The sequence below is a fragment of the Streptomyces sp. NPDC033174 genome (genome assembly GCF_055577795.1).
Map to the genome: position 1 here is coordinate 18102 of NZ_JBVIPQ010000017.1, position 25265 is coordinate 43366.

Sequence of the window (25265 nt, forward strand, 5' to 3'; positions counted from 1 at the left end):
ACCCAGGACCAGCTCCAGTGCCTCGCAGACGGTGGACTTGCCGAGACTGTTGGACCCCACGATTAGTGAGTGACCATCCAGCAGTACGGTGCCCTGGCTCACCCCCCCGGAAATGCTGCAACCGTCAGCCGTCGCAACTTCGTGGTCGCTCGTCCTCTCCGCTTCCCATCCCAGACGCGTGACACGGTCAGAGCTTCTCACCGGACTACCAGGCAACCGATGCCTGGTTCCAGTGCCGTGTCCGCCCACGCAGCCGACGGCCTGATCGTACCTACGCAGGCATCCTGCACCCTGGGACAACGACTTCGGCACGGCTGGCGGCTTCCCGACCGAACCTCTCCTGGAAGACTCACGCCGTCCGGGCTGCGCTCATGCTTCGGAGCCGCTACCAACGCCTTGCTGATTCGCATTCCACAAGTTCTGATACACCTGCAGGTCATCGTCCGAGAGCTCCGGGTTGCCGCTGATGACCTGCACGGTGGTATCCCACTCGCGGTAGCCGTCCATCCGGGGAGTGAGGAGCACTCCCAGCGATGTGAGAGAGGAGAGGTCCGCATCCTCTCCCCGTTCGTGGTGGCGCAGCTGCAGCCAAGCGGAGAACGCGGCGCGGGTGGGATCGGTCAGGGCGGAGCAGACAGCGAACCCCAGCTGGTTCTGGTCGGGTCCGGCGATGAACGTGCGCATCCGCCACGCGGTGGTCCCTGCTGCGGCGGTGGTGACTGCGGAGAGGGCATCGAGCAGGAAACGGCCCAGGTTTGTGCGATGTCCGACGGGCAGACTGTCGAGAGAAGCGAGAACGGCTTGCCAGGGCCCCCATTCGTCGGGTCCGGTCAGGCTGGTGGCGACGTCCTCGAGCATGATGCGCACCATGGTGTGTGCTTCGTTATCGTCGCTGCCCGCTGGCGCGGCAGGTAGGAGCGGGATGCTGTAGGGCTGTCCTCCGCGCCGTTCCCAAGCCGGATCGACTGGTCCTGGAGCCGCTGCGGCGTCCGCAGCCGCCAGCTCGTAGTAGCGCTCCGGCTCGTCGCCCAGAACAGGCGCCGAGCCGCCGATCCGGTGGAGGTAGGCGACCACGGCGTGGGTGGAACGTAGCTGGTCGAACAAGAACTCCCAGTCGCGGCGCAGCAGAGCAATCACTGGCGTTACTCCCGGCTGTGGGGTGACCGGCACGTCTGAAGGGGGAGTCGGGTGCTCGATGATCGTCACACCGACCCAGTCGACGGCCGGGCTGTCGATGTGAACGCTGCGGCCTCTTCCGTTCGTCATTTGCACGCTCTGCATCTTCAGCCGCCGTACTGTGCCGTGGGTCTGCTTGCTTGCCGCAGCGAGCTGCTTGAGAACCCAGGACGACTCCTTCTCGCGTGTGCCGGGCTCACCTTCGCGCGCCTTGATCTGCACAACCACGCCACGACTCCCGACGACCAGCAGCCCGTCACTGATCTCCCTGACCCCGCGGCCCTTGCGTTCCACACTGGGAACCATCACGAAGTCCGGCAGACCCCACGTCGCGGCAGCATCCTGCACAGCCACTTCCGCAGCCAAGCCTCGGCGCTCATGACCGCGTAGAGGCGTCGCGTTCGGAACGACCCGCTCGTACACCCCACCCGCGGTCCTCACCATCAGCGTGAGCCTGTCGGCATCCTCCACCCGCCCGAGGCCGATGTCCGAGGAGGCCAGTGCGGCGAGTTCCTCGGGAGTCCAGCACCGGGACGAACGTGCCGCTTCCACCCACGTGTCTCGTTCGCCAAGGCCGGAGTGGGGCAGCACCCTTCTGCTGCCCGGAACCTTGCTGGACAGCCAGGCGAACGAGACAGCGAACCTGGTCACCGCTTCTACGACCTGTGTCAGCCGGCGATCGAAGGTGTCCTCGATGTCGGTGGGGGTGAAACCCTCGACGAAACACAAGTCGACGTAGGTGCCTGCCTGCGCTTCCACGGCGCAGCCGTGCTGGAACGAGCTCAGCCGGTAGCGAGCCAGGACCCGTTCCTCGCCCAGATCACCCGGCGGTTCTGCCTCCAGCCCCTGCAGCACAGCGGGTGCAGCCGCGTGAACCTGCGGCTCGACAGGGGTGGCCCACGCGCCCATCAGCGCGCCCGAAGCAAGATCTGCCTCCCACGCCACCAGGTAGCCCAGCGACGTCCTCAGCCGGTCGATGATCTCGTTGCTGTCGTCGCTTTGGAAAGGCTGACAGTCCTGCACCATCGCCACGTGAGACCGCAGTGTCCCGTCCATGCAGGACTCCGCCAGCAGTGCCTGGAACCCTTCTGGTGAATCGGCGACCGGGAAGAAGCGGCTGTATTCCGGTCGACGCACCCTCTGCAGAACACTGAACGCTTCGACCGACTCCTCCACCAACGCGTCCAGGCACGCCCACAGCTCCTGCACGCAGCTGCGGAACAGCTCGGTCAGCTCCTCCTGCCGCCCGGCGGGCCATGCCAGCCACGCACTGATCACCCCCGAACCGTCCGGGTGCGTGACCACGCTCTCCTCGACAAGGTCTCCATCGAGCAGCGTGCCCCAGAGCGACGCCATCTCTGCCTTTGCCTGCTGTGCCTTCTGCAGGTGCCCGTGAGCCCGCGGATAGTTCTCTCTGATCACAGCCGCCGACCCTAGCGGCGGCCACTGACACTGCCCGCCGTGTCACGGACCGCCCTTGCACGCAGGAGCGACCGGTCCGGCTCCGGCACGCACCCTTCGGACTGGTGGGAGCAGCTCATTTGGCAAGTCGTGCCGGTCGCTGGGGATCTCGGCTTCAGCTGCGTTCTTCCGGGACCAGGTCGAGGTAGTGGGCGGCGTCGGCAACGACGTCCTCGGTGATGGCTTCGGTGCGGTCGAGGATGGCGAGTTGGGCGGCCATGCCGATGAGCGGGGTGAGGTGTTCCATGAGGCCGTCGGTGATGCGGTAGAGGGATTTTTCGTGTTCCAGGAGGCTGCCGGGTTTGTGGTGTCGCAGCCTCAGCCGGCTGTCGAGGGTGGCCAGGGTGCTGACCCATTCGTCGGGGTGCTCTTTGCAGCGGGGCGGTAGCCGGTTGACCCAGAGGGTGGGGACCGCGCGTGGCCGGATAGGGGCGGTGGATTCTGTGGGGCGGCGCAGCGCGGGGAAGCGGGCGGCGCGGGCCTCGCGGAGGATGTCGCTGGAGCCGATGCCGCTCCACAAGACGGTCAGCCCCAGTTCGTCGGCGAGGTAGTCGAAGAAGTCGAACGTCGGCTGCAGGTCCTCGGGTCGTAGCCGGTCGATCCCGTCGACGAGACAGACCTCCGTACGGGCGTGGCGCATGACGTGGACGGCGGGGCCGGTGAAGTCCTTCATACGCTGTACGGGCCGCTGCTCGGTGTCAGTGCGGTACGGGTCCCAGCCGACGAACACGGCCAGGGCCGCGGACCAGTCCGCGGGCGAGCCCGGTTCCGGCGGGGCGTTGACGCAGACGACCGGGATACGGCTGTCGTCGATGCCGTGAAGCTTTTCGCGGCGCCCCTGGTGCGCCAGCCCGATGTGGTGCAGCAGGGTCCGCTTGCCGGTGCCGCGACAGTCGCTGTCGATGGCGACGTGCTGGCAGGGGTGGCGGCGTTCGCCGTTGAGGCGCAGCAGCCGCCGTGCGGTCTTCAGGCCTGTGGCGATGTCGGTGGTTTCGACGAGGCCGAGCTGGGCGTGGTAGAGCACCCGGGGGTCGTCCTCGTCGACGGGAGCGCTGTCGTCGGCCGGCGGGATCGGGGGAGGGGAGGGCTGCTGCCGTACGCGGGTGCGCCAGCCCTGCAGGGTGGTCGGCGCCCCGGGAGCCAGGGTCGGTGCGGACGCGGGGGGCGGCACGCTGTGAACGTCACGCACGGGGGTTCTCACCGGTCGTCTCCTTGCCGTGAGCTGTCCGGTTCGTCGCCGGGCGGTGGGCCGGGCGGGGGAGAGGCAGGGCTGACGTCACCGTCGCCTCGGGGCCCGGCGGCGGTCCTGGGCGGGGGGAGGACGGGCAGAGAGGCCAGGAAATCCTCAAGACTCTGGCCCGCGCCGCGGACAGGTTCGGACGCGTCGAAGAGGTCCCCTGCCGGGCGGTCGAGGGACCGGAACGGGCGGACGGATTCCGGGTCCAGCGGCGGCATGTCGTCGTCGTAGGGCTCGGCCGGCGCCGGCAGCGCCGGACGGGACGGCGCAGCCGGGCGGGGAGCCGGCCTGCTGGCGGGGGTGGTGGCCTGGGGGCCGGCGGTGGCGGTGCGCAGCAGCTGGGCGGTGGCGCGGGTGATGGCGGCCTCGTCGCGGCGGCTGCCGCCGCCGGCGAGGTGGATGTGCAGGGCCTCGGCCCAGGTCTCCTCGGTCCACCGGTCGCCGAGGAGCCGGCGGTGGATGAACGGCACCTCGATCCACGGGTCGGTGCCCGGCTCGGCCCGGTGGTTGAACAGCCAGGCGACCTCAGGGTTGTCGGGGGAGTAGTGGACCTCCCAGCGGCCCTGCTGGGCTGCGATACCGGAAGACCCGCGGCAGGGATCCAGGGCTCCCCGGTCGAGGTTGTAGGTGCGGTTGTTGATCTGGAAGCCCTTGCGGCTGACCCGCACCCACACCGCCGGCAGCAGTTTGCGGTTCTCCTGCTCGGTCAGGGCGGTGGACCGGTAGCCGCGCAGGGACACCAGGGCCGCGTACATCTGGTTGGGGGTCAGGCGCAGCCCGGGGGTGAAGGGGGAGCGGAGTGCACCGTGGGGGGTCTGCTGCCAGTGGAGGACCACCCACTGCTCGAACAGCTCCTGCAGTTCGCGGATGGTCCACAGCGGTTGCTTGCGGACGCGTTTGCCGCGCAGGTCCAGGCGGTGGTGGGTGTAGGAGGCCAGGTACTGGCTGAAGCCGGTCTTCACCGCCCGCATGGCGCGCTCCACGATCGCCTTGTCGGGCGCGGTGCGCAGCCGTGCCTCGCGTACCTCGATGCCCAGGGAGTGGCAGGCGCGGGTGAAGTCCGCCGAGATGAACGGCGAGCCGTGGTCGATGACGAGCGTTTCGGGTTTGATGACGGGCCGGGCGGCGGCGCCGGCGAAGCGGGGGTCGGCGGCCAGGAGCTCCTCGAAGGGAAGGTCCGAGCCGTCCATGAACGTTTCCGGCGCCCACCCCGGACGCGCCGGCAGCGGGGCCGTGGCCTGGGCGACGACCTGCATGGTGTCGAAGGAGCGGGTGGCCCGCCCCGCGAGCCATCGCCCCCTCCCGCCTGTGCGCCCGGCCCGCTTGGGCACGATCAGCGAGCCGACGATGCTGCGGGTGGCCACGTCGATCGCGATCGTGAGCTCCACGGAGATGACCCGTCCGTCGTCCCCGAGGACCAGGACGTCCAGCCCCGTGGTGTCGATCTGCACCAGCTCCCCGGGCCAGCGAGCCCAGGTCGCCCGCCGGGCACCGGGCCGCGCCGACGAGATGGCGGGTCCGGCCGCATGCCGGGCCGCGGCGTCATGCGCGTTGTCCGCAGTGATCCCCAGCCGTTCCAGCAGCCGGTAGAACGTCGCTGGACTGTTCGCCAGCCCCCGGGCAGTGTCCGGAGCGGCCAGCAGATGCGCGTAGCGGGCCCGGACCGTCTGCTCCACCCGCTCGATCAACCGGGAAAGCGTTCCCGGCGACAGGCCCCTGACACGCTCGTCGTCCAGGATCTCCCACACGATGTTGACCACTCGTCCATCGACCCGTCCATGCGGGGCCGCGGTGCGCAGGTGCCGCTTGTCGACCAGGCCCATCAGGCCTTCCTTGCGCCAGGCCGCGCACTTCCGCTCCACGGTGGCAGCAGACACCGGCACTCCGGCCTGCGTGAGCTGTTCGGCCTTGGCCCGGTACCGCTGGCGCAGGGTACGGAGCTTCGGGTCGAAAGCCGGCCTGGGCTCGGTGGTGGCGGGAACGTTCGGGGCCTGCTGGTGCAGTACCTCCTTGACATGCCGCTCCCACTTTTCAGCGGGCTTGCGTACGTCGCGTGGCAGGGCATGGAACTCGCCGCTGCGGCCGGGCAGCGTACTGCGCGGCGCCGCCCGGTTCACTACGGCGAAGTCGGGGGCTGAGGTCACGGCCGTCTGCAGGATGATCAGCGGCTCTGCCGGCTCCTCGGGTTCCACCGGCTCCGCGACGTCGAGGAAGAGACGCGGTCCGTGGAAGGCGGTGACCACCCAGGAAGCACCGCGGAAGCGGATGGTGTCCCCCAGCGCGAGGGTGTCAGGAGCACCAGGCGCCGCGGCGCCTCGGGCATGCTGGGGCGCCGCGGTCACGCGACCTCTCCCGGGTGCGTCCATGCCCTCGACGACGGGGTGAGCGCGATGCCCATGTCGATGTGCAGACGCCGCGCCCAGATCAGGTGATAGGCAAGGTCCACCCCCAAAAACGGGGGCAGAGCGGCGGCGCGCACCCCGGAACGGATAGTGCGCGGCGAGTTGAACTGCTCAGCCAGCAGCTCAGCCTGCCCGGCCGTGAGCCACCGTGGACTGCGGGCGGCATAGAGGAGTTTGAGGTTGTCCAGTTCCACACCGGCGGGTGGGACCAGCACGCGGCTCTGCCAGCCGGCGGCTGCCGCCGCCACGGCCAGCACCTCCTGCTCGGATCTCCACCGGTCGGTGAGTTCCTCCGGCTGTACACAGAGCACCTCGCGCCGTCCCGCCCGGGAGGCGACGAACGCCGGCCGCAGACTGCGGCGGCGTCCCTGCTGCTGCCAGTGCAGTTCCATCGGTCCCGCGCTGCGCAGCCTCACCGCCGGGTCGCGGTCCAGGAGCATGGCGCACTGCTGCTGACGCAACGAGCCGCAGGCCAGGGCCTGGTCGGTGGAGCTGGCCCAGGCGTTGGTGACGAACGACTGCCGTCCCGGGTAGGGAACGGGCCGCGTCAGCGGGGCCAGTTCCTCGAACGGCACCTCGGCGGCCTGTGTCACCGCAAGCTCGCGCCGTCGGCCGAACCGGTCGAGGTAGCAGACGGCGATGTCGCCTGCGCTGACCGGGGTTCCCGGCATGTCCGACACCCCTTCTTCGGCCGGTGCTGCGGCCCGCGCAGTGCGCGGGCCCGCTCCAGCATCCGCGCACCGAGGAGACACCCGCAGCCACTCGGCCCTCCACCCACCGATCGAGGGAAACAGGCGGACTTGCGTGCGAATAGCGAAGGTGCCATGCGGGACTTCATACGGCGGTGAACGGATCGCTCCAGTCCCAGGGCAGACAACAGCGGTCGACTGACGCCGGATTCTCATCGTCGTGATGAATCAGTGCCGTGACCGGCCGCCGCGCACGACGGCCGCCGCCTTCGCTGTCCCCTGCGGCCGGTGCACACGCGTGGTGCCGGGCGAGCCACTCCGCCACCGGCACCTGCCACCGGCCCGGCGGCAGCCCGAGCTCACCCGCCAGCGGGGACAGCTCGGCCACCAAACCGGCCTCGGCCGCCGCCCAGGGCGGCCCGTCGGGCCGGGCGGCACGCCGCTGCTCGTACCGCAGCAGAGCCCTTGCCACCTGCAGCGCCTCCGGATACACCAGCAGCCATGCCGTCTCGATGTTCCCAGGCTGCAGCCCGGCCCGACCGGCCCGCTCGGTCCACCGGCGGTTCAGAGGCGTGCGGCGCCGCCACCATCCGGTGACGGCGAAGGCATCCGCGACCAGGACCGCCCCAGCCGGCCCGAACCGCCGCTCGAGCCGGCCCCGCCCGCGGTGCGCGCGCACCGACTCCGGCAGCCCGGCCAGGTCCACCCCTCCCGGCCCGGCCTGCCGTACATGTGTGAACCGGCGGTGCCGCTCGCAGATCCTCCACCTGTCCGGCCAGACCTGCCACACCTCACCCCAGCCCCCGCCCCGCGCCGCCGCGCACAATCCGCAGCCCGGCACCAGATAGTGCGCCAAGGGCGACCACGGCCACTCCCACCGGGCCTGCTCACCGGGCAGAAGGTGCGATTCGCGCAGATGCGGCAGGGCCCACCGCAGCCGCGCGGCCGGTACGGCGAGCATCCGCGCGAGCCGGTCCGCCGCCGCGCCGCTCAGGAACACCTCGGCCAGATGCGGCCGCAGAGCCTGCTGCCTCGGTGGCCCGTCACCCAGCTCATCGAGCAGGAAACCGACCTCCACCCCCTGCGCGCCGGCTACCCGCCACAGAAACGAGCAGTTCGACTCGTTGGCCACGAAGCGAACCGGCCGCTGCGGCAGGCCCCCTGTCCACATCGCATCCCCCACGTTCCACCCCTGCTTTGGGCCTCAAAGGCTTGCCAGCCGGCCCCCAGCCCCTCTGTGAAGCCTGCAGGCCCGGGTATCCGCCCCGCACCACACCGGGCGGCCGTCCCGCTTACGAGACACCCGGCCCCGTGCTCACCCGGCTCTCTACCACGGCGACGGCCCTTTCCGCGTGGAGGGTTCATCCCCAGGGGTGAGTGATCCCAAAAGGGCGACACGTACCGCCAGCCCGTCCGCATCCTGCCCCTTATAGCCCGTCACTTCGGCCGGGGGAGCCGTCCCAGTGCTGCACGACATTCCAGCCGAACGCCTGACCAGCGAGCTGTGGACGCGTCAGCGCGCCGCGGCGGACTGCGTCCTCAACGCATTCGCCATGGGCTATGAACGGCAGCAGGTCATCATGCCGTGCGGCACCGGAAAGACCCACCTCGCCGTCCACATCGCCCACGAACTCACCCCCCACAGCCGCAGCCTGACCGTGCTGCCGACACTGGAGCTGCTCAACCAGACCGCCCGCGTCTGGTACACCTCCGGCCGCCCCGGTCACTACCTCGGCGTCTGCTCCGACGCCCAGAGCAGCGAACCGGTCCTCAATGACGTGCTCACCATGACAGGCGACCCGGCCCAGCTGGCCGCCGCCCTGCGCGGCGCCGAAGGACCTGTCAGCGTCTTCGCCACCTACGCCTCCCTGCCCAAGCTCGTCGAAGCCCACCACCGCCACCTGCTGCCCCGCTGGGACATCGCGGTCGTCGACGAGGCCCACCGCACGGCCGGCGCCCGCCGCAAATCCTGGGGTGTCATCCACGACAACGACGCCATCCCCGCCCGCCACCGGCTCTACCTCACCGCCACTCCCCGCATCTGGGACGTCAACCGGGGCATCACCACCGAGCCGATCGCTTCCATGGACGACACATCGCTGTACGGCAACGTCGCCTACCGCTACTCCCTGGCCGAAGCCATCCACGAGGGGCGACTCGCCGACTACCGCATCGCCGCCCCCGAAATCCACGATCCCCACCTGCGCGCCTATCTCACCGAACGCAACAGCGCCCGCCGTACCCCTCAGGCCGACGCCATGCGTGTCGCGGCAGCCCAACTGGCCCTGCTCAAAGCACGCGAGGACCACAAGATCCGCCGCACGGTCGTCTTCAGCCGCAGCATCGTCCAAAGCGAGGCCTTCGCCGAGACACTGCCCGAAACCGCCGCCGCCATCCCCGGCGGCCACGCCGACAATCTGTGGGTCGCCAGCATCCACTCCCGAAACAGCCGCCTCGAGAGGCGGGAGCGCCTGACCCGATTCGCCCAGCCCCCGCGAGAGACAGGCGACGGCCGGCCGGCGGAGCTCAGCGTGCTGTGCAACGTCCGCCTCTGCGTCGAAGGCGTCGACTTCCCGCTGGCCGACTCTGTCCTCTTCGCCGACCCCAAACAGAGCACCATCGACATCGTCCAGGCGATCGGCCGTGCGCTGCGCATCGGCCCCGGCATGAACAAGATCTCCACCCTGGTCATCCCGGTCCTCTTCGGCCCCGGGCAACGCCCCCAGGAAGCGACGTTCGGCACCCCGTACCACCTGCTGCACCAAGTCATGATCGCTCTCAAGGCGTACGACGAGCACTATTTCCACCGCCTACCGGTCAACGGCGCCGAGCCGCTGCTGCCCACACCGGCCTTCGCTATCCGGCCCGCACGCGCCTCCGAGATCGCCCCGCACCTGATGCTGCGGATCATGGAGCCCGAGCCCGACGTGTGGGAAACCGGGATGGCGTGCGCACAGGCTTTCTTCGACGCCCACGGCCATCTCAAAGTCCCCAGCAACCACGTCACCAACGACGGTTTCCACCTCGGCTGCTGGCTCGGTTACCAGCGCGCCCTCAAATCCGCCGGCAACCTCGCCCCAGCCCGCGTCGCCGCAATGGCCACCTGCAACATGTCCTGGGCGCACGCCAAGGACAGCACAGAGGCGTTTCTGGAGACTGCTCAGGCCTACGCCCGCCAACACGGACACCTGCTTCCAAGACCCACCCAGACCTACCAGGGAAGGCCGCTGGGCCGGTGGCTCACCGAACAGCGACGCCTGGCCAAGGACGGCACCCTGCCCGCCCCCTACCAGCGCGCCCTGAAAGACATCGACCGCTGGTGGAACCCGGCCTGGCCGGAGGAATGGCAGCGCATGTGCGCCCGGGCGCGTATCCCCGGCACAGCCCTGGCCATCACACCCGGCCCCCTGCCGGCCGACGCGGACGAGGTCACGCGATGGCTGGACGAACAGTTCGACCTCTTTCCCGCACTGGTCAAGGGGCAGCAGGCACAACTGGCCGCACTGCCACTCACGCACGACCCCCTCGCCATCGGACTGCGCCGCCCCATCGACCCTCACAGCACCACCCACGCCCGCGGCCTGCGTGCCGCCCGGCGCTTCTACCGCAGGCACCAGCACCTGCGTGTCCCCGCCGGCTACATCGACGCACACGGCGTCCACCGCTTCCCGCTGGGCCGCTGGGTCGCCGATCTGCGCACACGCGTCGGCGAGGGGCGCCTGAGCCGTGAAGAGATCGACTCCGTCGAAGCCCTCGCCATGGAATGGCTCCCCGGCATCCGATGCGGAGACAACCCGGCCGCATCCCTCACGTCCCCGCTGATCACCAAGGCCGCTCGCCCCAGTAGCGCGACGGTGCCCGGGCCCAGCCGTCAACCACAACCGGCCGGCCACCCCGCCGCATCCGAGAGACCTGAGCGGTACGTGTGGCTCGCAAGCTGCGAACCGCCCCCACCCGCACTGCACGAGATCCTGCTGCGCGGCGGCCGGCGCGTTCTGCTCAGCATGCCGGCCGGCGGAGGCAAAACCATGACAGCGGCAGTGGCGGTCCAGGAAAACGGCAGCGGCGCCGCATGCCTGCTGCTCGGCCCTGATAGGACCTACCTCCATCATGCGGTCAGGACCTGGCGCATGGTCAGCAAAAGACCACTCGCCGGCATCAACATGCGTCCCAGCCACAGCCGCAAGGCAGGCGTCAGACTGACCAGCGCGGGCGAACTGGCCCACTGGATGACCCAGCAGCCCCCAGGGGCCCTCGTCGTGGCCCGCTACCGCGATGCCGAACTCATCGCCCGAAGCCACCGAGACCATCACCTGCTCCCCTGGGGGCACTTCATCATCGAGGAAGCCCACCGCACCGCCGAAGGCATCATCGACCCGACGCATCCGCACGCCGCGATCCACTACGACGACCGCATCCTCGCCTACACACGCATGTATCTGACCGCGACGCCCCGCATCCCCCAGGAACTACCTCGTCCTACAGGCGACACGAACGACGTGACCTGGATCGTCGACATGCCCGCCCAGCCGATCCTCGGTGCCCACCGACCGAGCGTGGGACGCCGGGACCTCGTGGAGGAAGGACTGCTCAGCCCTTATGAGCTGATTCAGATCAACGTGACCGTGCCGCCCACCCTCCCGCGATGGCGCGCCGAGGCAGCCCTCACCGAGCATGCCATCGGCCAGCACAAGCTGCGCCGCGTAGTGGTGGCACTCGAAGACAAACACCAGGCCAAAGACTTCAGCCTCCAGCTCGCCAGCCTGATGCTCGACGCCGAAATCCTCGTGTCCCCGGATCTGAAGCCTCAACGCCTCCCGCACACCCAGCCGATCATCCGATGCCAGGGGCCGCAAGATCCGATGCCTCCCGACCTCGACGCCATCGTGCTCCCCTCCGCCCTCTACACCACGATGGACCTGGTCGACATGCTCGCGCCCCTGGTGGGTCAGCACCCACAACGTGCTGCGCAGACACGGATCATCGTCCCCCACGCCGTCCCGCCTCACGACGACCCGGCATCCGGCACGCCCTCTGTCATGCGCCGCATCACAGCGGCACTGTGGGCACACGACCTCATCGAACCCCGGCGAGCCGTGCCTCAACAGGCGGTTTGGACACCGCAGCCTGCAAACGCCTTGCGGAGCAACTGGCCGGGGTAGGGCAAGGGAAGCGCGGGCAGGGCTCAGACGCTCCCCCTGTGCTTGGCGGTGGTCCCTGGGAGACGTCCTGACGCCATGGCGAGGCAGGCAGCCATGGCGGAGCCGAGTGCGAGGGCGAGGAAGAGTCCGCTGTACCCGCCGAGCTGACCGGCCAGTGCGGCGCCGGCCCAGGGGGGGGGAGGGCCGCCGCGACGGTGGCGGGGGCCGAGAGCAGGGCGGACAGGTGGCTGAGGATGGTGGTGCGGGCCGTGACAGAGGTGCGGTGGGCGAGGAGGGCGTAGAGCGTGCGGCCCAGGGTCTGTCCAGCACCGCTAAGTCCCAGGGGCCCATGCCGCGGTTGTCGGGTCGGCGCCGCGCTCGATGAGCAGCGGGACCAGGCCGATGACCACCTGGACGAGACCCTCACGGGGGCACTTTGGTTGGCGGCGAGGCCCAGCAGCCCGCCTGGCCGAGCGAGACGCGCGGTGCAGCAAGGTAGCTCAAGCGGGGGCGCGACTCCACGTGAGGTCGCCGCTGCCAGAGGCGAGTTCCCAGAAAGCGAGGGCCTGTCGGGCGGTGAGCAGTCTAAGCGTGCTGATCAGCTCGTCGGGCGGTAGGCCGCACAGGCGGGCTACCTGATCGGCTTCTGCGCGCCCGGCTGTCATGCCCGTCGGCGTAAGAGCCGCGAGGGCCAGGGTGACGAGGCGTGCGGATGGGGCGAGTCGAGCGACGTGGCGACCTTGGCCGATGCGCAGGGCCCAGTCGGCTGCTCGTGCGCGTCGCCGCCGTGCCGGGATGCCGAAGAGAGGATCGGTGAGGCGGCCGTCGGCGGTGTCGTCGGAGCCTGAGTCCGGACGGAGCCAGCCGCTGAGGGTGAGCTCCTGTCGGGCGGCCAAGGGCTGGGGGAGTTTCATGCCGCGGATGAGTCCTGCGGGGAGGCGTACATGGCCTTCCGGTGTGGCCCGCAGGACGCACTGCAGGGCCACCATCCACGCCTGCGGACTGATCCCTTGGGGGAGTGAGACGGCGAGGTAACTGAGCATGTCGCGCACCAGGTCCCTCTCCGCGTCCTCGAAGCCCGTCCTTCTCCTGCCGGTCGTGGCCGGTCTGCCGGCAGAAGGACGGCGGCGCGGGGGTGCGTTGATTGTGGTGTCGGGGACGATGCAGGCGTCCTTCTGGGCGCGGGCGCAGGCGGTGCAGGTGTCGGCGAGACGCCAGAGCCGGCCGCCGTGTTCCCGGGAGAGGACGAGCAGGAGCGGGCCGTCGCAGCCGCGGTGGCGAGGGTGCCAGCGGCAGCCGCGTTCGTGGCACTGGCAGGTCCGCAGGTGCTGGGGGAGGAGTGAGCAACGGGCATGCCGGGCCAGGTGGGCCAGTGCCGCGGACCGCGCAGTGGGCCCGTGGAGGATTTCAGGTGCGAGGGTGCACTGGGCGCAGACGAGGAGCGGGCCCTGCGGCTGGGGACGCAGTTCGACGGTCCACGTGCGGGGCGCCGGCGGGCGCGTGGTGCGCAGCCTCATCTGCCGCTGGTCTCTCTCTGCTGAGTTCCGCGTGGCCTGGACTCCAGGGGAGCGGCCGGCGGGGGAGTGGCGTGACGGCCGCATACCGTAGTGCAGACCTCTGCCCTCCCGCTGGAGCCGGCGCCTGCGCAAATAGGGCAGAGGTCTGCACTGACAGGGCAGGGGTCTGCACCGTGCGATGGACGGGTGACGATCTTGCCGCCCGACCCCGACCTCGACGCGCTGCGCCAGGAACTCGCGCGCCTACGAGGCGACCGCGGCTGGAGCTACGACGAACTCGCCGCCCGAACCGGCCTGTCCAGACGCACCCTCATCGAAATCGAGCAGGGACGCACCATCGGATCCCTCGCCACCTGGCACGCCCTCGGCCACGCCTTCGACGTCCCCCTCGGCGGCCTGTTCGCCGCCCTGTGCACAGGCCACGCGCCCCCCGGTAGCAGCCCTGCATGACCCCGGCCGGGGCAGCCCAAACGTCACCCGAACCGGTTGCCCAGCATGAACTGACGATCGAACCCCCGAACGTCCACTCCCACCGGCTGGGCCGGCCGGGGGAAAACGGCAGCGTGGACACCACGGACGCGGCGCGCCAAGTGGAACCTTCACGCCCATGCACTCCACCCACGGCCCCTCACCACGTCACTGGGACGGCAGCCCCGTCACCCCGCGCCACCGCCGCGCCCTGACCATCGCCGACAACAGCCCCACCCGACTGCTCCGCATCGCCCAGCGCGGATCGTGCCGTGAATGCGGCAACCGCATCAGCTGGCATGCCACCACTGCCAAGCAACCCCGCGCGCTGCACCCCGCCGAACTGCCGACCGGCATCGTTCCCCAGACGCTGCGCTGGCACGTCGCCTCCGGCATCGCCCACCCTGCCGACGACGGCAGCGGATGGTGCCGCACCCTCCACACCACCCTTTGCCCCGCACGAGCCGCACCCCAGCCCCTCCCACCCGCCCTGGACCACATCCGCCGGGACCTCGCCCTCCACACCCGGCGACTTCTCGACATCGGAGCCTTCACCACCCCCGGCACGTCCAGCGCGCCACCTGAGGCAACCGGCGGATGCCGGCCAAAGCGCCCGGTCGTCCAACTCCCGTACGGCCGCTACCTCGCAGCCCGCCCCCTCGAGCACATCCAGTGCGTCGCCCAGACCCGCTGTCGCGCCCGATGCCACCAGCCCGTCCTCGACCCCGCCGCTCCCGGACGCTGGATCCTCACCCCTGCGGCCCCCCACCGGCACCGCCAACTCGCTCAGCCCGCCGTCGACATCGCCGTCTACGACCTCGGACACCTTCCGTACACCCAGCAGCTGCGCTGGCGCACGCAGCGCTGCCCCACCCACGCCCTCACCACCGGGGCAGCCGACCTTGTCCTGGCCGAATGGGAACCCTTCGACCCGCTCAAGCACCACACCCATCTCGCGACCCGCCTGCCACAGGCCACGCACCGCCCCTCACGCTGAACCCGCGGAGACTCTCACCGGCCACAGCAGCCCACCCGCCGTGCGTCATCAGCCGCACGGCAGCCGGCCGCTCAATTCGGCACGCCGAGCAGGCCCGCGGCGCAGCCGCCCCTCCCAGCGATCCGCCCCAAATCCCCAGCCCGGAGCAGCACCGTGTTCACCCCGACCGACGAACAGACCCACGCAGCCGACCGCTTCCACGCAGGCGACCACATCGCCCTCCAAGCCGGTGCCGGCACCGGAAAGACCTCGACCCTCGCCTTCCTCGCCGCCGCAACCAAACGCCGCGGCCGCTACCTCGCCTACAACCGTGCCATCGCCCACGACGCGGCCACCCGCTTCCCGCCCACCGTCACCTGCAAGACCGCCCACGCCCTCGCCTACGCCGCCATCGGCCACCGCTACGCCCGCCGCCTCGACGCACCCCGCCGCCCCGCCTGGCGGTCCGGCCAGGACCTCGGCATCACCAAACCCGTCCGCATCGGCGACCACGACCTCACACCCACCACCCTGTCCAACACCGTCCTGCGCACCGTGACCCGCTTCTGCCACTCCGCGGACCCCGCCATCACCACCCACCACGTCCCACCCCTGCGGGGAATCGACGACCCCGCCTTGCGCGGCCACCTCGCCGAAACCGTCCTGCCCTACGCACGCAAGGCGTGGGCCGACCTGCAGCACCCCGAAGACGGCGCAGTCCGTTTCGCCCCCGACCACTTCCTCAAGATCTGGTCCCTCACCGACCCGAAGATCCCCGCCGACTACCTCCTGCTCGACGAAGCCCAGGACACCAACCCCGTCGTCGAGCACATCTTCAACAAACAGCGCAGCCACGCCCAGCTCGTCATGGTCGGCGACTCCGCCCAGGCCATCTACCACTGGCGCGGCGCCAAAGACGTCATGACCGGCTTCGACGGCACCAAACTGGCCCTGTCCCGCTCATTCCGCTTCGGCCCCCGCCTGGCGAACGAAGCCAACCGGTGGCTCGCCATCGCTGACGCCCCCATTCGCCTGACCGGAACCGACACCACGCCCACCGAACTCGGCCCTGTCACCGACCCCGACGCGGTCCTGTGCCGCACCAACGTCGGCACCATGAAGGAAGTGATGGGCCACCTCGCCGCCGGCACACCCGTCGCCCTCGTCGGCGGCGGCGAAAGCCTGCGCGCGCTCGCCCTGGCGGCACGCGACCTCAAAGAAGGCCGCCGCACCCATCACCCCGAACTCGTCCTCTTCCCCACTTGGGGCGCCGTCCAGGATTACGCCGACCACGACCCCTCCGGACGAGACCTGCAGCCCCTGATCGACCTCGTCGACACTCACGGCACCGACGCCATCCTCACCGCCGTCAACAGCCTCACCCCGGAAACACACGCCCAGGTCAGCGTCTCCACCGCCCACAAGGCCAAGGGCCGCGAATGGGCACACGTGAAGATCGCCGACGACTTCACCCCGCCCAGGGACACCGACCAGCAAGACGCTCACGGCCGCCCAGTGCCCGGCCCGATCGATGACAGCGAAGCCCGACTCGCCTACGTCGCCGTCACCCGCACCCGCACGCGCCTCGACATCGGCGGCCTGTCCTGGATCCACGAACACCCAGACGGAAAACCCGAAACGACCACCCCCACGCCGACCTCGGACCAGGCCTCCAGATGACAGTGTGTGCCTGGAGGCGCCATACGCGCGCCCCCAGCGCACCTCAGGGCGAGCACCTCGGACGCTCCGGGGCAACTCGGAGGTCCGTATTGGGCCGTGGCGTCAAGGACGGCCCGAAGCCCCCGCACACCGGCCCGGAGAAGAGCGCCGGCAGCGGGCCGTCCTTGACCGGCACAGCAATGCGGCGGTCAGTGTCGCCACGGCCGCCGCACTGGCCGTGCAGCCTGCGGGGGCAGGCGTAGCCGGCACGCTTACCCGCACAGTGCAGTGATGCCAAAACACCTTCCAAGAAGGCCCATCCGCGGCGCGCAGGCGGGGACCGCCCGTCTCCAAATGGGCGAGGATGTCAATGGTGGCGTGGTTCGTACGTATCGTCGCGCCTTCCTCGGGCGCGCGCACCGCCGTATACACCACACCGCCGTCGAGGTGGATGCGGAAGTCGCAGAAGGGGCAGACCATTGCTCGGCGACCGCAAGCTAGGCGAAGGCGCTGGCGCAGTCGGTGGGCAGGGTCAGACGCAGTCCGTCGTCGATGGGCTCGGCGGTGCTTCCGGAATTGCACGACAAGCGGGCGCACCGGGCGCACGCGTGGTGCTCTGCATCAACATGCCCCAGTCATGGCCAGCGGTGCACCGTCCAGGTGACGCCGTCCCTTCACAGCCTTCGCGTAGGCCATGACCGTCTTGGCGCCTTCAAGCGGCCTTTAGCCAGCAATAGAGAAGGCGCAGGTGGCGCTCTTTCTCGCAGGTGAGATGGGAGGGACTCCCCGTTGGCTGAAGGCAGTTGAGCAGGCTGCTGAGCTGTGAGGTGACCGATTGGGCGACTGGTCGTTAGTTTGGGGTGACGCGGCGTGGCCCTGGGGTGCGCACAACAGGAAGATCATCGCGGGTTTCGTCATCGGCGAATGCGTCGGCCGGCAGGCGACGGTAGCGGTGGAGCAGTGCAGCGACCTGGTCGGGGTCGACGTCGGCAACGGTAACGAGTGCGGCCAGGATTTCGGCGCGGGAGGTGCGCTCTCCGGCGGCCGCGGCTGCGCGGACGAGGATGTTGAGCCTGCGGTCGATGTCTTCGGGCCAGACCACTGAGGTTGTGCGGCGCTGCTGGTGCCACAGCAACTTCATAGGTCCTCCTCGGTGACAGCTATCACATATCGAATATATATTGCGTGCATGGTGATGCTGCTGCAAGACCGTCAGGCCTCCGCTCGACATGAGTCGACACCGGGAACGGTGCGAGTGGGGGGCCGGGATTTGCGGACGTCGCCGGTGTTCGACACGTACTGGCGTTTCGCGGCGGCGCGGCAGGCTGTCTACGAGGCCCGCCTGGCCGGCCGGGCGCACCCGTGGACCGATGACACAATCCTGGCCAGGCACCGGTTCACCAACTGCTATCGCGCTGCCGACAGGGTCAGCCAGGTCTTGATCCGCGACGTCGTCTACGAAGGAGATCAGGGGTGGGAGGAGGTCTTCTTCCGTACTCTGCTGTTCAAGATCTTCAACAAGGAGTCGACGTGGCGGCTCCTGACGGATGAGCTGGGTCAGCTGCGCTGGGACGGCTACGAGTACCGGGCCTTCGACCGTGTGCTGTCACGGGCGTTCGCGGCGGGGGAGCGGTTGTACTCGGCCGCCTACATCGTGCCTCCGCCGCAGCTGGGTGAGGGGCGCAAGCACCGTAACCATCTGCGGCTGCTGGAGATGATGATGACCTCGGGCGCGCCGGAAAAGGTTCTGGCCGCGCCAACGCTGCGTGATGCGTACGAGGTCCTCCTGAGCTATCCGGCCATCGGGCCGTTCCTGGCCTACCAGTTCGTGATCGACCTCAACTACGCGGCCCAGATGCCGTTCTCGGAAATGGACTTCGTCGTCGCCGGTCCCGGCGCACGGGACGGGATCCGCAAGTGCTTCGGCGCGGCGGCCGACGGCATCGAGGCCGACGTTATCCGCTACATGGCCGATACCCAGGACGAGCATTTCGCCCGCCTGGGGCTGACCTTCACGGGGTTGCGGGGGCGTCCGCTGCAGCTGATCGACTGCCAGAACCTGTTCTGTGAGGTCGACAAGTACGCGCGAGTCGCCCATCCGGAGATCGAAGGCATCAGCGGTCGCAGCCGAATCAAGCAGACCTACCGTTCTTCGTCGGCACCGGTGCCAGCCTGGTTTCCTCCCAAGTGGGGTATTAACGAACGACGGACAGTAAGGCGGGCTGCTACGCCGCCAGGGGCGGGGTGCCGCTCAGCAGCGGGCGCAGAGCGTTGATCGGACCGTCAAGGTAGGCGTGTCCGGCCATCAGCGTCAGGGTGCCCACTTTGAGGTCCGCGCGGTCGGCGATGTAGGCGAGGAGCCGGCCGAGGCCCAGGTAGTTACCGTAGGCCCGTTCGAACATGTAGTGGCTGCGGTACAGCGCCGCGGCATGCACTCGTCCATCGCGGTCCAGCTGGAACGAGCAGTGGCTCAGGCACGGGAATCCGCGGTAGAGGTTGTCGCGGTCGGCTGCGTGCACGAGTAGTTCGGCAGGCTGCTCGCCGTCGGCGGGGTGGGCCACGTCCGCTTCGTAGGCGGCGGTCATCGGTCCGGTGGTCGACGCCTGCTTGCGCAGACGGCTAATGATGTTGCCTACCTGATCGATCTCGGCTTTCTTCGCGCCTGGGTAGGCGACCAGGCGGCCGAAGTAGGTGCCGTGCACGTTGCCGGGATAGCGTCTGAGCCTCGGGTACATGGCGCGGTACCTGGTGACGAGTTCGGTGTGGTCGGTGACCTGGCGGGCGAGGCCGGCGGGGAAGAGGGTGCCGGCCACGGTCTCGATGGGCTCATGGCCTTTGCCGATGCGCACCCGGTCGAGTTCCGCGCGGAAGTCGACGTCGTCGGTGGTGGGGTCGGTGATGCGCACCACGGTGTGCAGGGCGGTGCGCGACGGGTTGTCCTTGCGGTCCAGGGCGTTGCAGGCGGCGATCCAGGCGCGGGTGACATCGCGGCCGGTGACATCGAAGCTGATCACGGTCTCCTCCTGGCACGGTCGAGGAATGCGAGGTGGACGGGTTCCGGCATCCGTCAGTCCGGCCAGACGTCGTCCACGCCGACGCGGGGCGAGTCTCGTGACACCGTCAGTCTCACGGGGTCGTCCTGGCCGGCCGCGGACACCTCCAACAGTGCGACGCCGTCGAACTCGTCGGTGACCACTGCGACCTCAATCTCGGCGGCCGTATGCGTCGTGCCCGTCCAGCGGGCCAGGCCTTTGGGCAGCGAGACGAACGCCGCCTCCTTGATACGGACGACCAGTACGTCGCCGGCATCGGCGTACACATGCTGCAGGTGACTGTTGGGAGTGATGACGTGGACGTGAGCGTCTGCCGGCAGGGCGGTGCCGCCGGCGAGGGAACTTCGGAGCGCGGCCGGGGGGACCTTGGCCCACTGGCCAGCGACGCCTGCTTCCAGCAGTCGCAGATGCTGGAGGTGGCGTACGGTGCCGGCATAGGAGGTGCCCAGCATCCTCGCCAGTTGGTAGGCATGCTCCGGACTCGTCGGGCGGCCTTGGTGACAGATCCGCTCGAGCCCGGCCAGTACCGCCGGACGGGGCATCAGGAACCAGGCCGCGAAGGCCTCCGCGGTCTTCTCCTCCTCGGGCCATGTGCCGTTGCCCCACCGCAGCGAAGGATGGAGCTCCTCGTCGGCGGCCGTGCTGTGCCGCAGACAGTGGTGCCCCAGCTCATGGGCTGCGGTGTGCCGTTGGGTTATGACGTCCAGGTTCGCGTTGAGCAGTACGGCAGGCCCGTTGTCGCCAGGGGAGAGGTAGACGCCGAACAGGCGCGGCATCGGCTTCGCCATGCCCGCGATCCTGGCCGACTTCAGCGCCCGGTGCACGGGCACGTAGTGAGTGCGGTCGATGCCGAGGTCGCGGTGCGCCTGAGCGGCCGCGATCCCGGCGATGCGGTGCGCCACCGCCCAGTTCACCGCTGCGCGTCCTGACCGGCCGCTTGCTGCTCCTTCTCAGCCGCCCGCCTCAAGGAGAGGTACTCGGCGAACTCCATCACCGTCTTCTGGTCGCCGTCGGTCAACTGGGCCAGCGCACGCGGCAGTCCGGCGAGCGCGTACTCGCCCGCGTCCGCGTTCTCCTCCTCGGCCAGGAAGTAGGCGACCGGCTGCCGGTACAGCCGGGCGAGCTTCTTCAATTCAAGACTGTCCACACGTCGTTCGCCGCGCTCGATGTCGCTGATCGCCGAGCGTGGAATGCCGGTGCTGTCGGATACGAACTGCTGCGACATGTTGAGGTAGTCGCGTGTCCTCTTCAACCGTTCGCCGAGACGGCTGAGTTCAGGGTCGCGGGCCCGTGCATCGGACGGGGGAGGGGTCATGGCTGCTGCCTTTCGATGATCGCGTCCAGTACCGCGCGGGCGAAGGCCCTTACGGAGCGGGTGGCTTGAGCCGACTGTCGGTCGGCGGGGATGGCGATGGAATAGCGCTCCTCGACGCGCGTGAGGATCTCCACGATCAGGAGAGAGTCGACTGGCAACTCCGATCCCTCCTGATCGAGTTCGGAGCGCACGTCCGCTGCAGTCCGGCCCTGTAGCTCAGCCAGGAACTCGATGACGACCGAGACGATGTCGTCGATCTCCGGTGTGACGGTACTCAGGACTTCTCCCAATCGTCGGTAAATCCAACGTCGTTGTCCTAGGATACGACAACGTCGGGAAAGTCGACAGTACTGCCTCTACAGCAGACATCGGAGCGGGCATGGACTTCCAGCGCTACCAGCAGGCGGCCATCAAAACCCTGCAACCAACCGAGGACGCCGACCCAGTCCTCGTCCCCTTGCTCGGCCTGGCCGGCGAAGTTGGATCCCTCACCACCGCCTACAAGAAGCACCTCCGCGACGGGCCCTCCTTCGAACAAGGCAAGCACCAACTACGCGAAGAACTCGGCGACGTCCTGTGGTACGTAGCAGCCCTGGCACACCGCTTCGGCCTCGATCTCGACGACATCGCCACCGCCAGCCTCGAAAAGGCCAAAGACCGCTGGCGCACCACCCCGCACACCGAACACACCAGCTTCGACGAGCACTTCCCCGAGCACGAACGCCTCCCGCGCCAGACCACGCTCACCTTCACGCCCACCACCAAAGACGACGGGCGCACCGTCATCGTCGTCACCCGAGAAGACGGCACACCCGCCGGCGACCCCCTCACGAGCGCCTCCCACATCGAGGACAACTACCGCTTCCACGACGCCTTCCACCTCGCCCACGCCGCAGTCCTCGGCTGGTCGCCCGTCACCCGCTTCCTCCTGGGCCGCAAACGCAAAAGCGACCCCCGCACCGACGAGGCCGAAGACGGCGGCCGGGCCATCGCCATCGAAGAAGGCATCTCGGCCCTCGTCTTCTCCTACGCCGCCCGCCACCGCTACTTCACTGACATCGAGCACGTCGACAACGAGCTCCTCACCACCATCGCCCACATGACCGCCCACCTCGAGGTGAGCGTCTGCCGGGCCGCAGACTGGGAGCAGGCCATCCTCACCGGTTACACCGCATGGCGCCAACTACGCGAACACAACGGCGGCACCGTGCGCCTCGACCTCGACAAACGTCTGCTCACCGTCGAACCCGCGTGATCGACAACCCATACCACCAGACCGCGTGCGGGATGATGTCGGGCATGGTCACCTCGGTCGAGCCTGCCTTCCTGCACCCCGCTGGCCGTCCCGCGCTGCGTCCGGATCAGGTGCGGGGTCTGGGGGCAGTGGTGCGGCATTTGCGCCGCCTGAACACCCGAGCTTTGTATGTGGCGGCGACGGGGACGGGTAAGACGCTGGTTTCGATTCGGGCCGCCAATGAGCTCGGCGCCCGTCTGGTTCTGATCGTGGTACCCACGCTGGACTTGGCCGCCCAGACCGCGCTCGCGTGGCGCCGTGATGGCCATAGCGAGCACATGGTGATCGTGTCCTCGATGGACACCGCCGCGCACGACGCGCTCGCCGCCCACAGGGTCGGCTCTACGAACAGTCCCGAATCACTGGCGGCGCTCATCTCGGTCGTGGGGGAGCGTGATGACCAGCTCCCCGCCCTGACGGTGATCTCCACCTACGACTCACTCGACAAGATCGAGGCGACGCAGCACACCCGCTACACCGTGCCCCCCTTCGATCTCGCGATCATGGACGAGGCGCACCGCATCGCCGGCCGGGCGGACAAGAAGTGGGCCGTGATCAACGACGCGGCACGGATCCACGCCGACCGCCGCCTCTACATGACGGCCACCCCGCGCAGCTTCGCCGCCCCCGACCTCACCGACTCCGCCAGCACCGCCCGCCGCAGGCCGCGCACCACCCCCGCCCCAGCCGCGGAAGCCACGACGAACAGCATGGACAACGAGCAAATGTACGGAAAGAAAGTCTTCGAGTACCCCCTGGCCCAAGCCATCGAGGACGGCGTAGCCGCGGACTACCGCATCGTGGTCCCCACCATCACCGACACCGAGCTCCGCGCCCGGCTGAACCTCCCTCCACTCGGCACAACCACAGACCCTGCCTCGAAGCCCGAGACCGCGCTGCGCACCACCGCGCTTCACCTCGCCGTCCTGAACGCCATGACCAAGCACTCCATGCGCCGGATCCTGGTCTTCTTCCATCTCGTCGAAGACTCGATCCGCTTCACCCACGAACTGCCCCACACCCTGCGCCGCCTCCGCAAAACCGACCCAGACTGCTTCCCAGACCTCGATCCGGAGGTCTTCTACGTCCACGGCGACCACACCACCGACGAACGTGCGGGCATCTTCGCCCGCTTCGCCTCCTCCCACCGCGCGATCCTCACCAATGCCAAAGTGATCGCCGAAGGCATCGACATTCCAAGCGTCGACGCCGTCGTCTTCGCCGACCCCACCAGCAGCATCGTCCGCTGCGTCCAGGGCCTCGGCCGCGCCCTGCGCCTCGACGTCTCCGGCAAGACCGCCAGCCTCATCGTCCCCGTCTACATCCCACCCAGCGACGACCCCGAAAATATCCTAGGCACCGCCTACGAACCCGTCTGGGCCATCACCACCGCCCTGGCCAGTCACGACCACCGCATCCTCGAACGCCTCCCGAACAAGACCAACCGACTGTCGGCCGAGACCAGCCGCCTCATTCAGCACCGCTGGCACTTCGACTACACGAACCATCCCGAACGCATCGCCCGCGCCATGGACCTCATCGCGTTCAACCCCCGCGGCCTCACACGCACCCGCCGCGAAGGCTTTGCCTCCGCCCAGGCCTTCCATGACACCTACGGCCACCTCGACGTCCCCGCAGACCACACCGACCCGGCAGGCTTCGAACTCGGCCGCTTCATCACCACCATGCGCGACGCCCGAACCACAGACCGCCTCGACCCGGAATGGATCGCCGAACTCGACGCCCTAAGCATGATCTGGGACAAGCACGCCGCCGCCTGGCGCACCCGCCTCACTACCGCCGCCGACTACCACCGCACCCACGGCCACCTCGCCGCCCCCTCCACCACCCCTGTCGGCGGCTGGCTCGCAGAACAGCGCTCCCTCGCCGGACGCGGCCACCTCGACCCCCTCCGAGCCGCCGACCTCGCGGCCATCGACCCCGACTGGCAACTGCCCCACGGACCGGACTGGCACCGCAAATACCACCTGCTGCGCCGCCACCTCGAAACCGGCCAGCCCCTCACCCCCGACACCACCGCAGGGAGCACGAACCTCGGCAGCTGGGCCACCCGCCAGCTCACCCACTGGATGAACCTCGAGCCCGGTCAGCACCGGCTCCTCACCATCCTCGGCCTGACCCCTGCCACCAGCACCCTGGCACCCCGCCCTGCACCCCGCCGAACTTTCGAGCAGACCGTCCATATCCTCGAACTCTTTCTCCACCGCGAACGGCGCGCCCCCTCAGCTCGCGAAACGATCACCGTCGACGGCGACACCATCAAGATCGGCCCCTGGTTCGCCAAAACCCGCACCAAGCACCGCGCCGGCCAGCTCAAAGCCGAACACGAACGTCTCGTCGCGGCCCTCTTCGCAGGTGAATGGACCGACGATAGCCCTGCTCCTGCCTTCACCTGACCGGGCAGCCGCCACTCGCATCCTCGACATCCCCCTGCGCCTCGTGCCCCCGAAGCTGACCTACCATCAACACAAGGGTGAGCAGGGCGCAGTAAGGCCAGAGCGCCTAGACGCCGATCCGCCCAAAGTCTTGGGTAAAGGAAGCAGTCTGGCAACGTGTCAGCCTTCAGCCTCTCTGTGGTTGTGGCATCTGCCGCAACCCGTGGCAGGCAGTTGCCCCGCCAGAGCGCTTGGCACCCGCCCCTCCTGTAGCTCGCTTGGCCCGCGCTAGCGGGCCTCAGGGACTGGAGGCGCAGCCGAAAGTCCCGTTGGGCAGGGGAGCGCAGCGGACCTGCCACGGCCGGTCTGCAGCGAAGCGGAAGACCGGCCGTGGGACGAAGTCCGGCAGCTCCGGCAGCGCAGCGAACGGAGCGTCAATCCGCCTGCGAAGCAGGCGGATTGAGTGGGGCGCGCAGCGCCC

Annotated in this window: 18 protein-coding genes and 1 pseudogene; 7 read left to right on the forward strand and 12 right to left on the reverse strand. The window is 69.2% G+C overall.

The window, feature by feature from the left end; genetic code table 11:
* Positions 1-369: 369 nt before the first annotated feature.
* The 5 genes from ACZ5VC_RS32920 to ACZ5VC_RS32940 form a co-directional block, all read right to left on the reverse strand.
* A complete protein-coding gene (locus ACZ5VC_RS32920) occupies positions 370-2598 on the reverse strand; it encodes a hypothetical protein (RefSeq protein WP_469123630.1) in 2229 nt (742 codons plus the stop codon).
* 154 nt (positions 2599-2752) lie between these two features.
* Positions 2753-3838: an ATP-binding protein gene (locus ACZ5VC_RS32925; RefSeq protein WP_469123631.1), complete on the reverse strand. Its 1086-nt coding sequence runs from the start codon at positions 3836-3838 to the stop codon at positions 2753-2755.
* A complete protein-coding gene (locus tag ACZ5VC_RS32930) occupies positions 3835-6216 on the reverse strand; it encodes a Mu transposase C-terminal domain-containing protein (RefSeq protein ID WP_469123632.1) in 2382 nt (793 codons plus the stop codon). Before ACZ5VC_RS32930 ends, ACZ5VC_RS32925 begins: the two co-directional genes overlap by 4 nt.
* Positions 6213-6947, reverse strand: a complete 735-nt coding sequence (locus tag ACZ5VC_RS32935; RefSeq protein ID WP_469123633.1) for a TnsA-like heteromeric transposase endonuclease subunit — start codon at positions 6945-6947, stop codon at positions 6213-6215. Before ACZ5VC_RS32935 ends, ACZ5VC_RS32930 begins: the two co-directional genes overlap by 4 nt.
* 163 nt (positions 6948-7110) lie before the next feature.
* Positions 7111-8148, reverse strand: a complete 1038-nt coding sequence (locus ACZ5VC_RS32940; RefSeq protein ID WP_469123634.1) for a TniQ family protein — start codon at positions 8146-8148, stop codon at positions 7111-7113.
* 280 nt (positions 8149-8428) lie between these two features.
* Here ACZ5VC_RS32940 and ACZ5VC_RS32945 point away from each other — a divergent pair, with 280 nt between their 5' ends.
* Complete coding sequence (locus tag ACZ5VC_RS32945) at positions 8429-12127, forward strand: Helicase associated domain protein (protein ID WP_469123635.1); 3699 nt, start codon at positions 8429-8431, stop codon at positions 12125-12127.
* A 23-nt stretch (positions 12128-12150) separates the two neighbouring features.
* On the opposite strand, the pseudogene ACZ5VC_RS32950 reads toward ACZ5VC_RS32945, so the two are convergent.
* Together ACZ5VC_RS32950 and ACZ5VC_RS32955 are read right to left on the reverse strand one after the other, a co-directional pair.
* Positions 12151-12516: pseudogene (locus ACZ5VC_RS32950) on the reverse strand (MFS transporter); the annotation flags it as partial.
* A gap of 90 nt (positions 12517-12606) precedes the next feature.
* A complete protein-coding gene (locus ACZ5VC_RS32955; RefSeq protein WP_469123636.1) occupies positions 12607-13623 on the reverse strand; it encodes a hypothetical protein in 1017 nt (338 codons plus the stop codon).
* Positions 13624-13809: 186 nt separating this feature from the next.
* Between ACZ5VC_RS32955 and ACZ5VC_RS32960 the strand changes: the two genes are divergently transcribed.
* The 3 genes from ACZ5VC_RS32960 to ACZ5VC_RS32970 all read left to right on the forward strand — a co-directional run bounded on the left by ACZ5VC_RS32960 (position 13810) and on the right by ACZ5VC_RS32970 (position 16747).
* Positions 13810-14073 carry a helix-turn-helix transcriptional regulator gene (locus tag ACZ5VC_RS32960; RefSeq protein WP_469123637.1) on the forward strand — a complete coding sequence of 88 codons (264 nt, stop codon included), beginning with the start codon at positions 13810-13812 and terminating at the stop codon, positions 14071-14073.
* A 157-nt stretch (positions 14074-14230) separates the two neighbouring features.
* Positions 14231-15088 (forward strand): DUF6083 domain-containing protein, encoded by an 858-nt coding sequence (locus ACZ5VC_RS32965; protein ID WP_469123638.1) that lies wholly within the window; start codon positions 14231-14233, stop codon positions 15086-15088.
* A gap of 153 nt (positions 15089-15241) precedes the next feature.
* A complete protein-coding gene (locus ACZ5VC_RS32970; protein WP_469123639.1) occupies positions 15242-16747 on the forward strand; it encodes a UvrD-helicase domain-containing protein in 1506 nt (501 codons plus the stop codon).
* 829 nt (positions 16748-17576) lie between these two features.
* Here the strand turns inward: ACZ5VC_RS32970 and ACZ5VC_RS32975 are convergent.
* A complete protein-coding gene (locus ACZ5VC_RS32975) occupies positions 17577-17867 on the reverse strand; it encodes a hypothetical protein (RefSeq protein ID WP_469123640.1) in 291 nt (96 codons plus the stop codon).
* Positions 17868-17915: 48 nt separating this feature from the next.
* On the opposite strand from ACZ5VC_RS32975, the gene ACZ5VC_RS32980 reads away from it, so the two are divergent.
* A complete protein-coding gene (locus ACZ5VC_RS32980; protein ID WP_469123641.1) occupies positions 17916-19001 on the forward strand; it encodes a nucleotide kinase domain-containing protein in 1086 nt (361 codons plus the stop codon).
* On the opposite strand, the gene ACZ5VC_RS32985 is transcribed toward ACZ5VC_RS32980, so the two are convergent.
* Genes ACZ5VC_RS32985 through ACZ5VC_RS33000 form a run of 4 tightly spaced genes read right to left on the reverse strand, consistent with a single transcriptional unit; the run spans position 18952 to position 21384 of the window.
* Positions 18952-19740, reverse strand: coding sequence for a thymidylate synthase family protein (locus ACZ5VC_RS32985; protein ID WP_469123642.1), 789 nt, complete (start codon positions 19738-19740; stop codon positions 18952-18954). The genes ACZ5VC_RS32980 and ACZ5VC_RS32985 overlap by 50 nt on opposite strands.
* 53 nt (positions 19741-19793) lie before the next feature.
* A complete protein-coding gene (locus tag ACZ5VC_RS32990) occupies positions 19794-20693 on the reverse strand; it encodes an ImmA/IrrE family metallo-endopeptidase (RefSeq protein WP_469123643.1) in 900 nt (299 codons plus the stop codon).
* Positions 20690-21094 carry a helix-turn-helix domain-containing protein gene (locus ACZ5VC_RS32995; RefSeq protein ID WP_469123644.1) on the reverse strand — a complete coding sequence of 135 codons (405 nt, stop codon included), beginning with the start codon at positions 21092-21094 and terminating at the stop codon, positions 20690-20692. Before ACZ5VC_RS32995 ends, ACZ5VC_RS32990 begins: the two co-directional genes overlap by 4 nt.
* Positions 21091-21384: a phosphopantetheine-binding protein gene (locus ACZ5VC_RS33000; RefSeq protein ID WP_469123645.1), complete on the reverse strand. Its 294-nt coding sequence runs from the start codon at positions 21382-21384 to the stop codon at positions 21091-21093. The genes ACZ5VC_RS32995 and ACZ5VC_RS33000 overlap by 4 nt, the downstream gene beginning before the upstream one ends.
* Before the next feature lie 89 nt (positions 21385-21473).
* On the opposite strand from ACZ5VC_RS33000, the gene ACZ5VC_RS33005 reads away from it, so the two are divergent.
* Both ACZ5VC_RS33005 and ACZ5VC_RS33010 read left to right on the forward strand, forming a co-directional pair.
* Positions 21474-22349, forward strand: a complete 876-nt coding sequence (locus ACZ5VC_RS33005) for a MazG nucleotide pyrophosphohydrolase domain-containing protein (protein ID WP_469123646.1) — start codon at positions 21474-21476, stop codon at positions 22347-22349.
* Positions 22346-24805, forward strand: a complete 2460-nt coding sequence (locus ACZ5VC_RS33010) for a helicase associated domain-containing protein (RefSeq protein WP_469123647.1) — start codon at positions 22346-22348, stop codon at positions 24803-24805. The genes ACZ5VC_RS33005 and ACZ5VC_RS33010 overlap by 4 nt, the downstream gene beginning before the upstream one ends.
* Positions 24806-25265 lie beyond the last annotated feature (460 nt).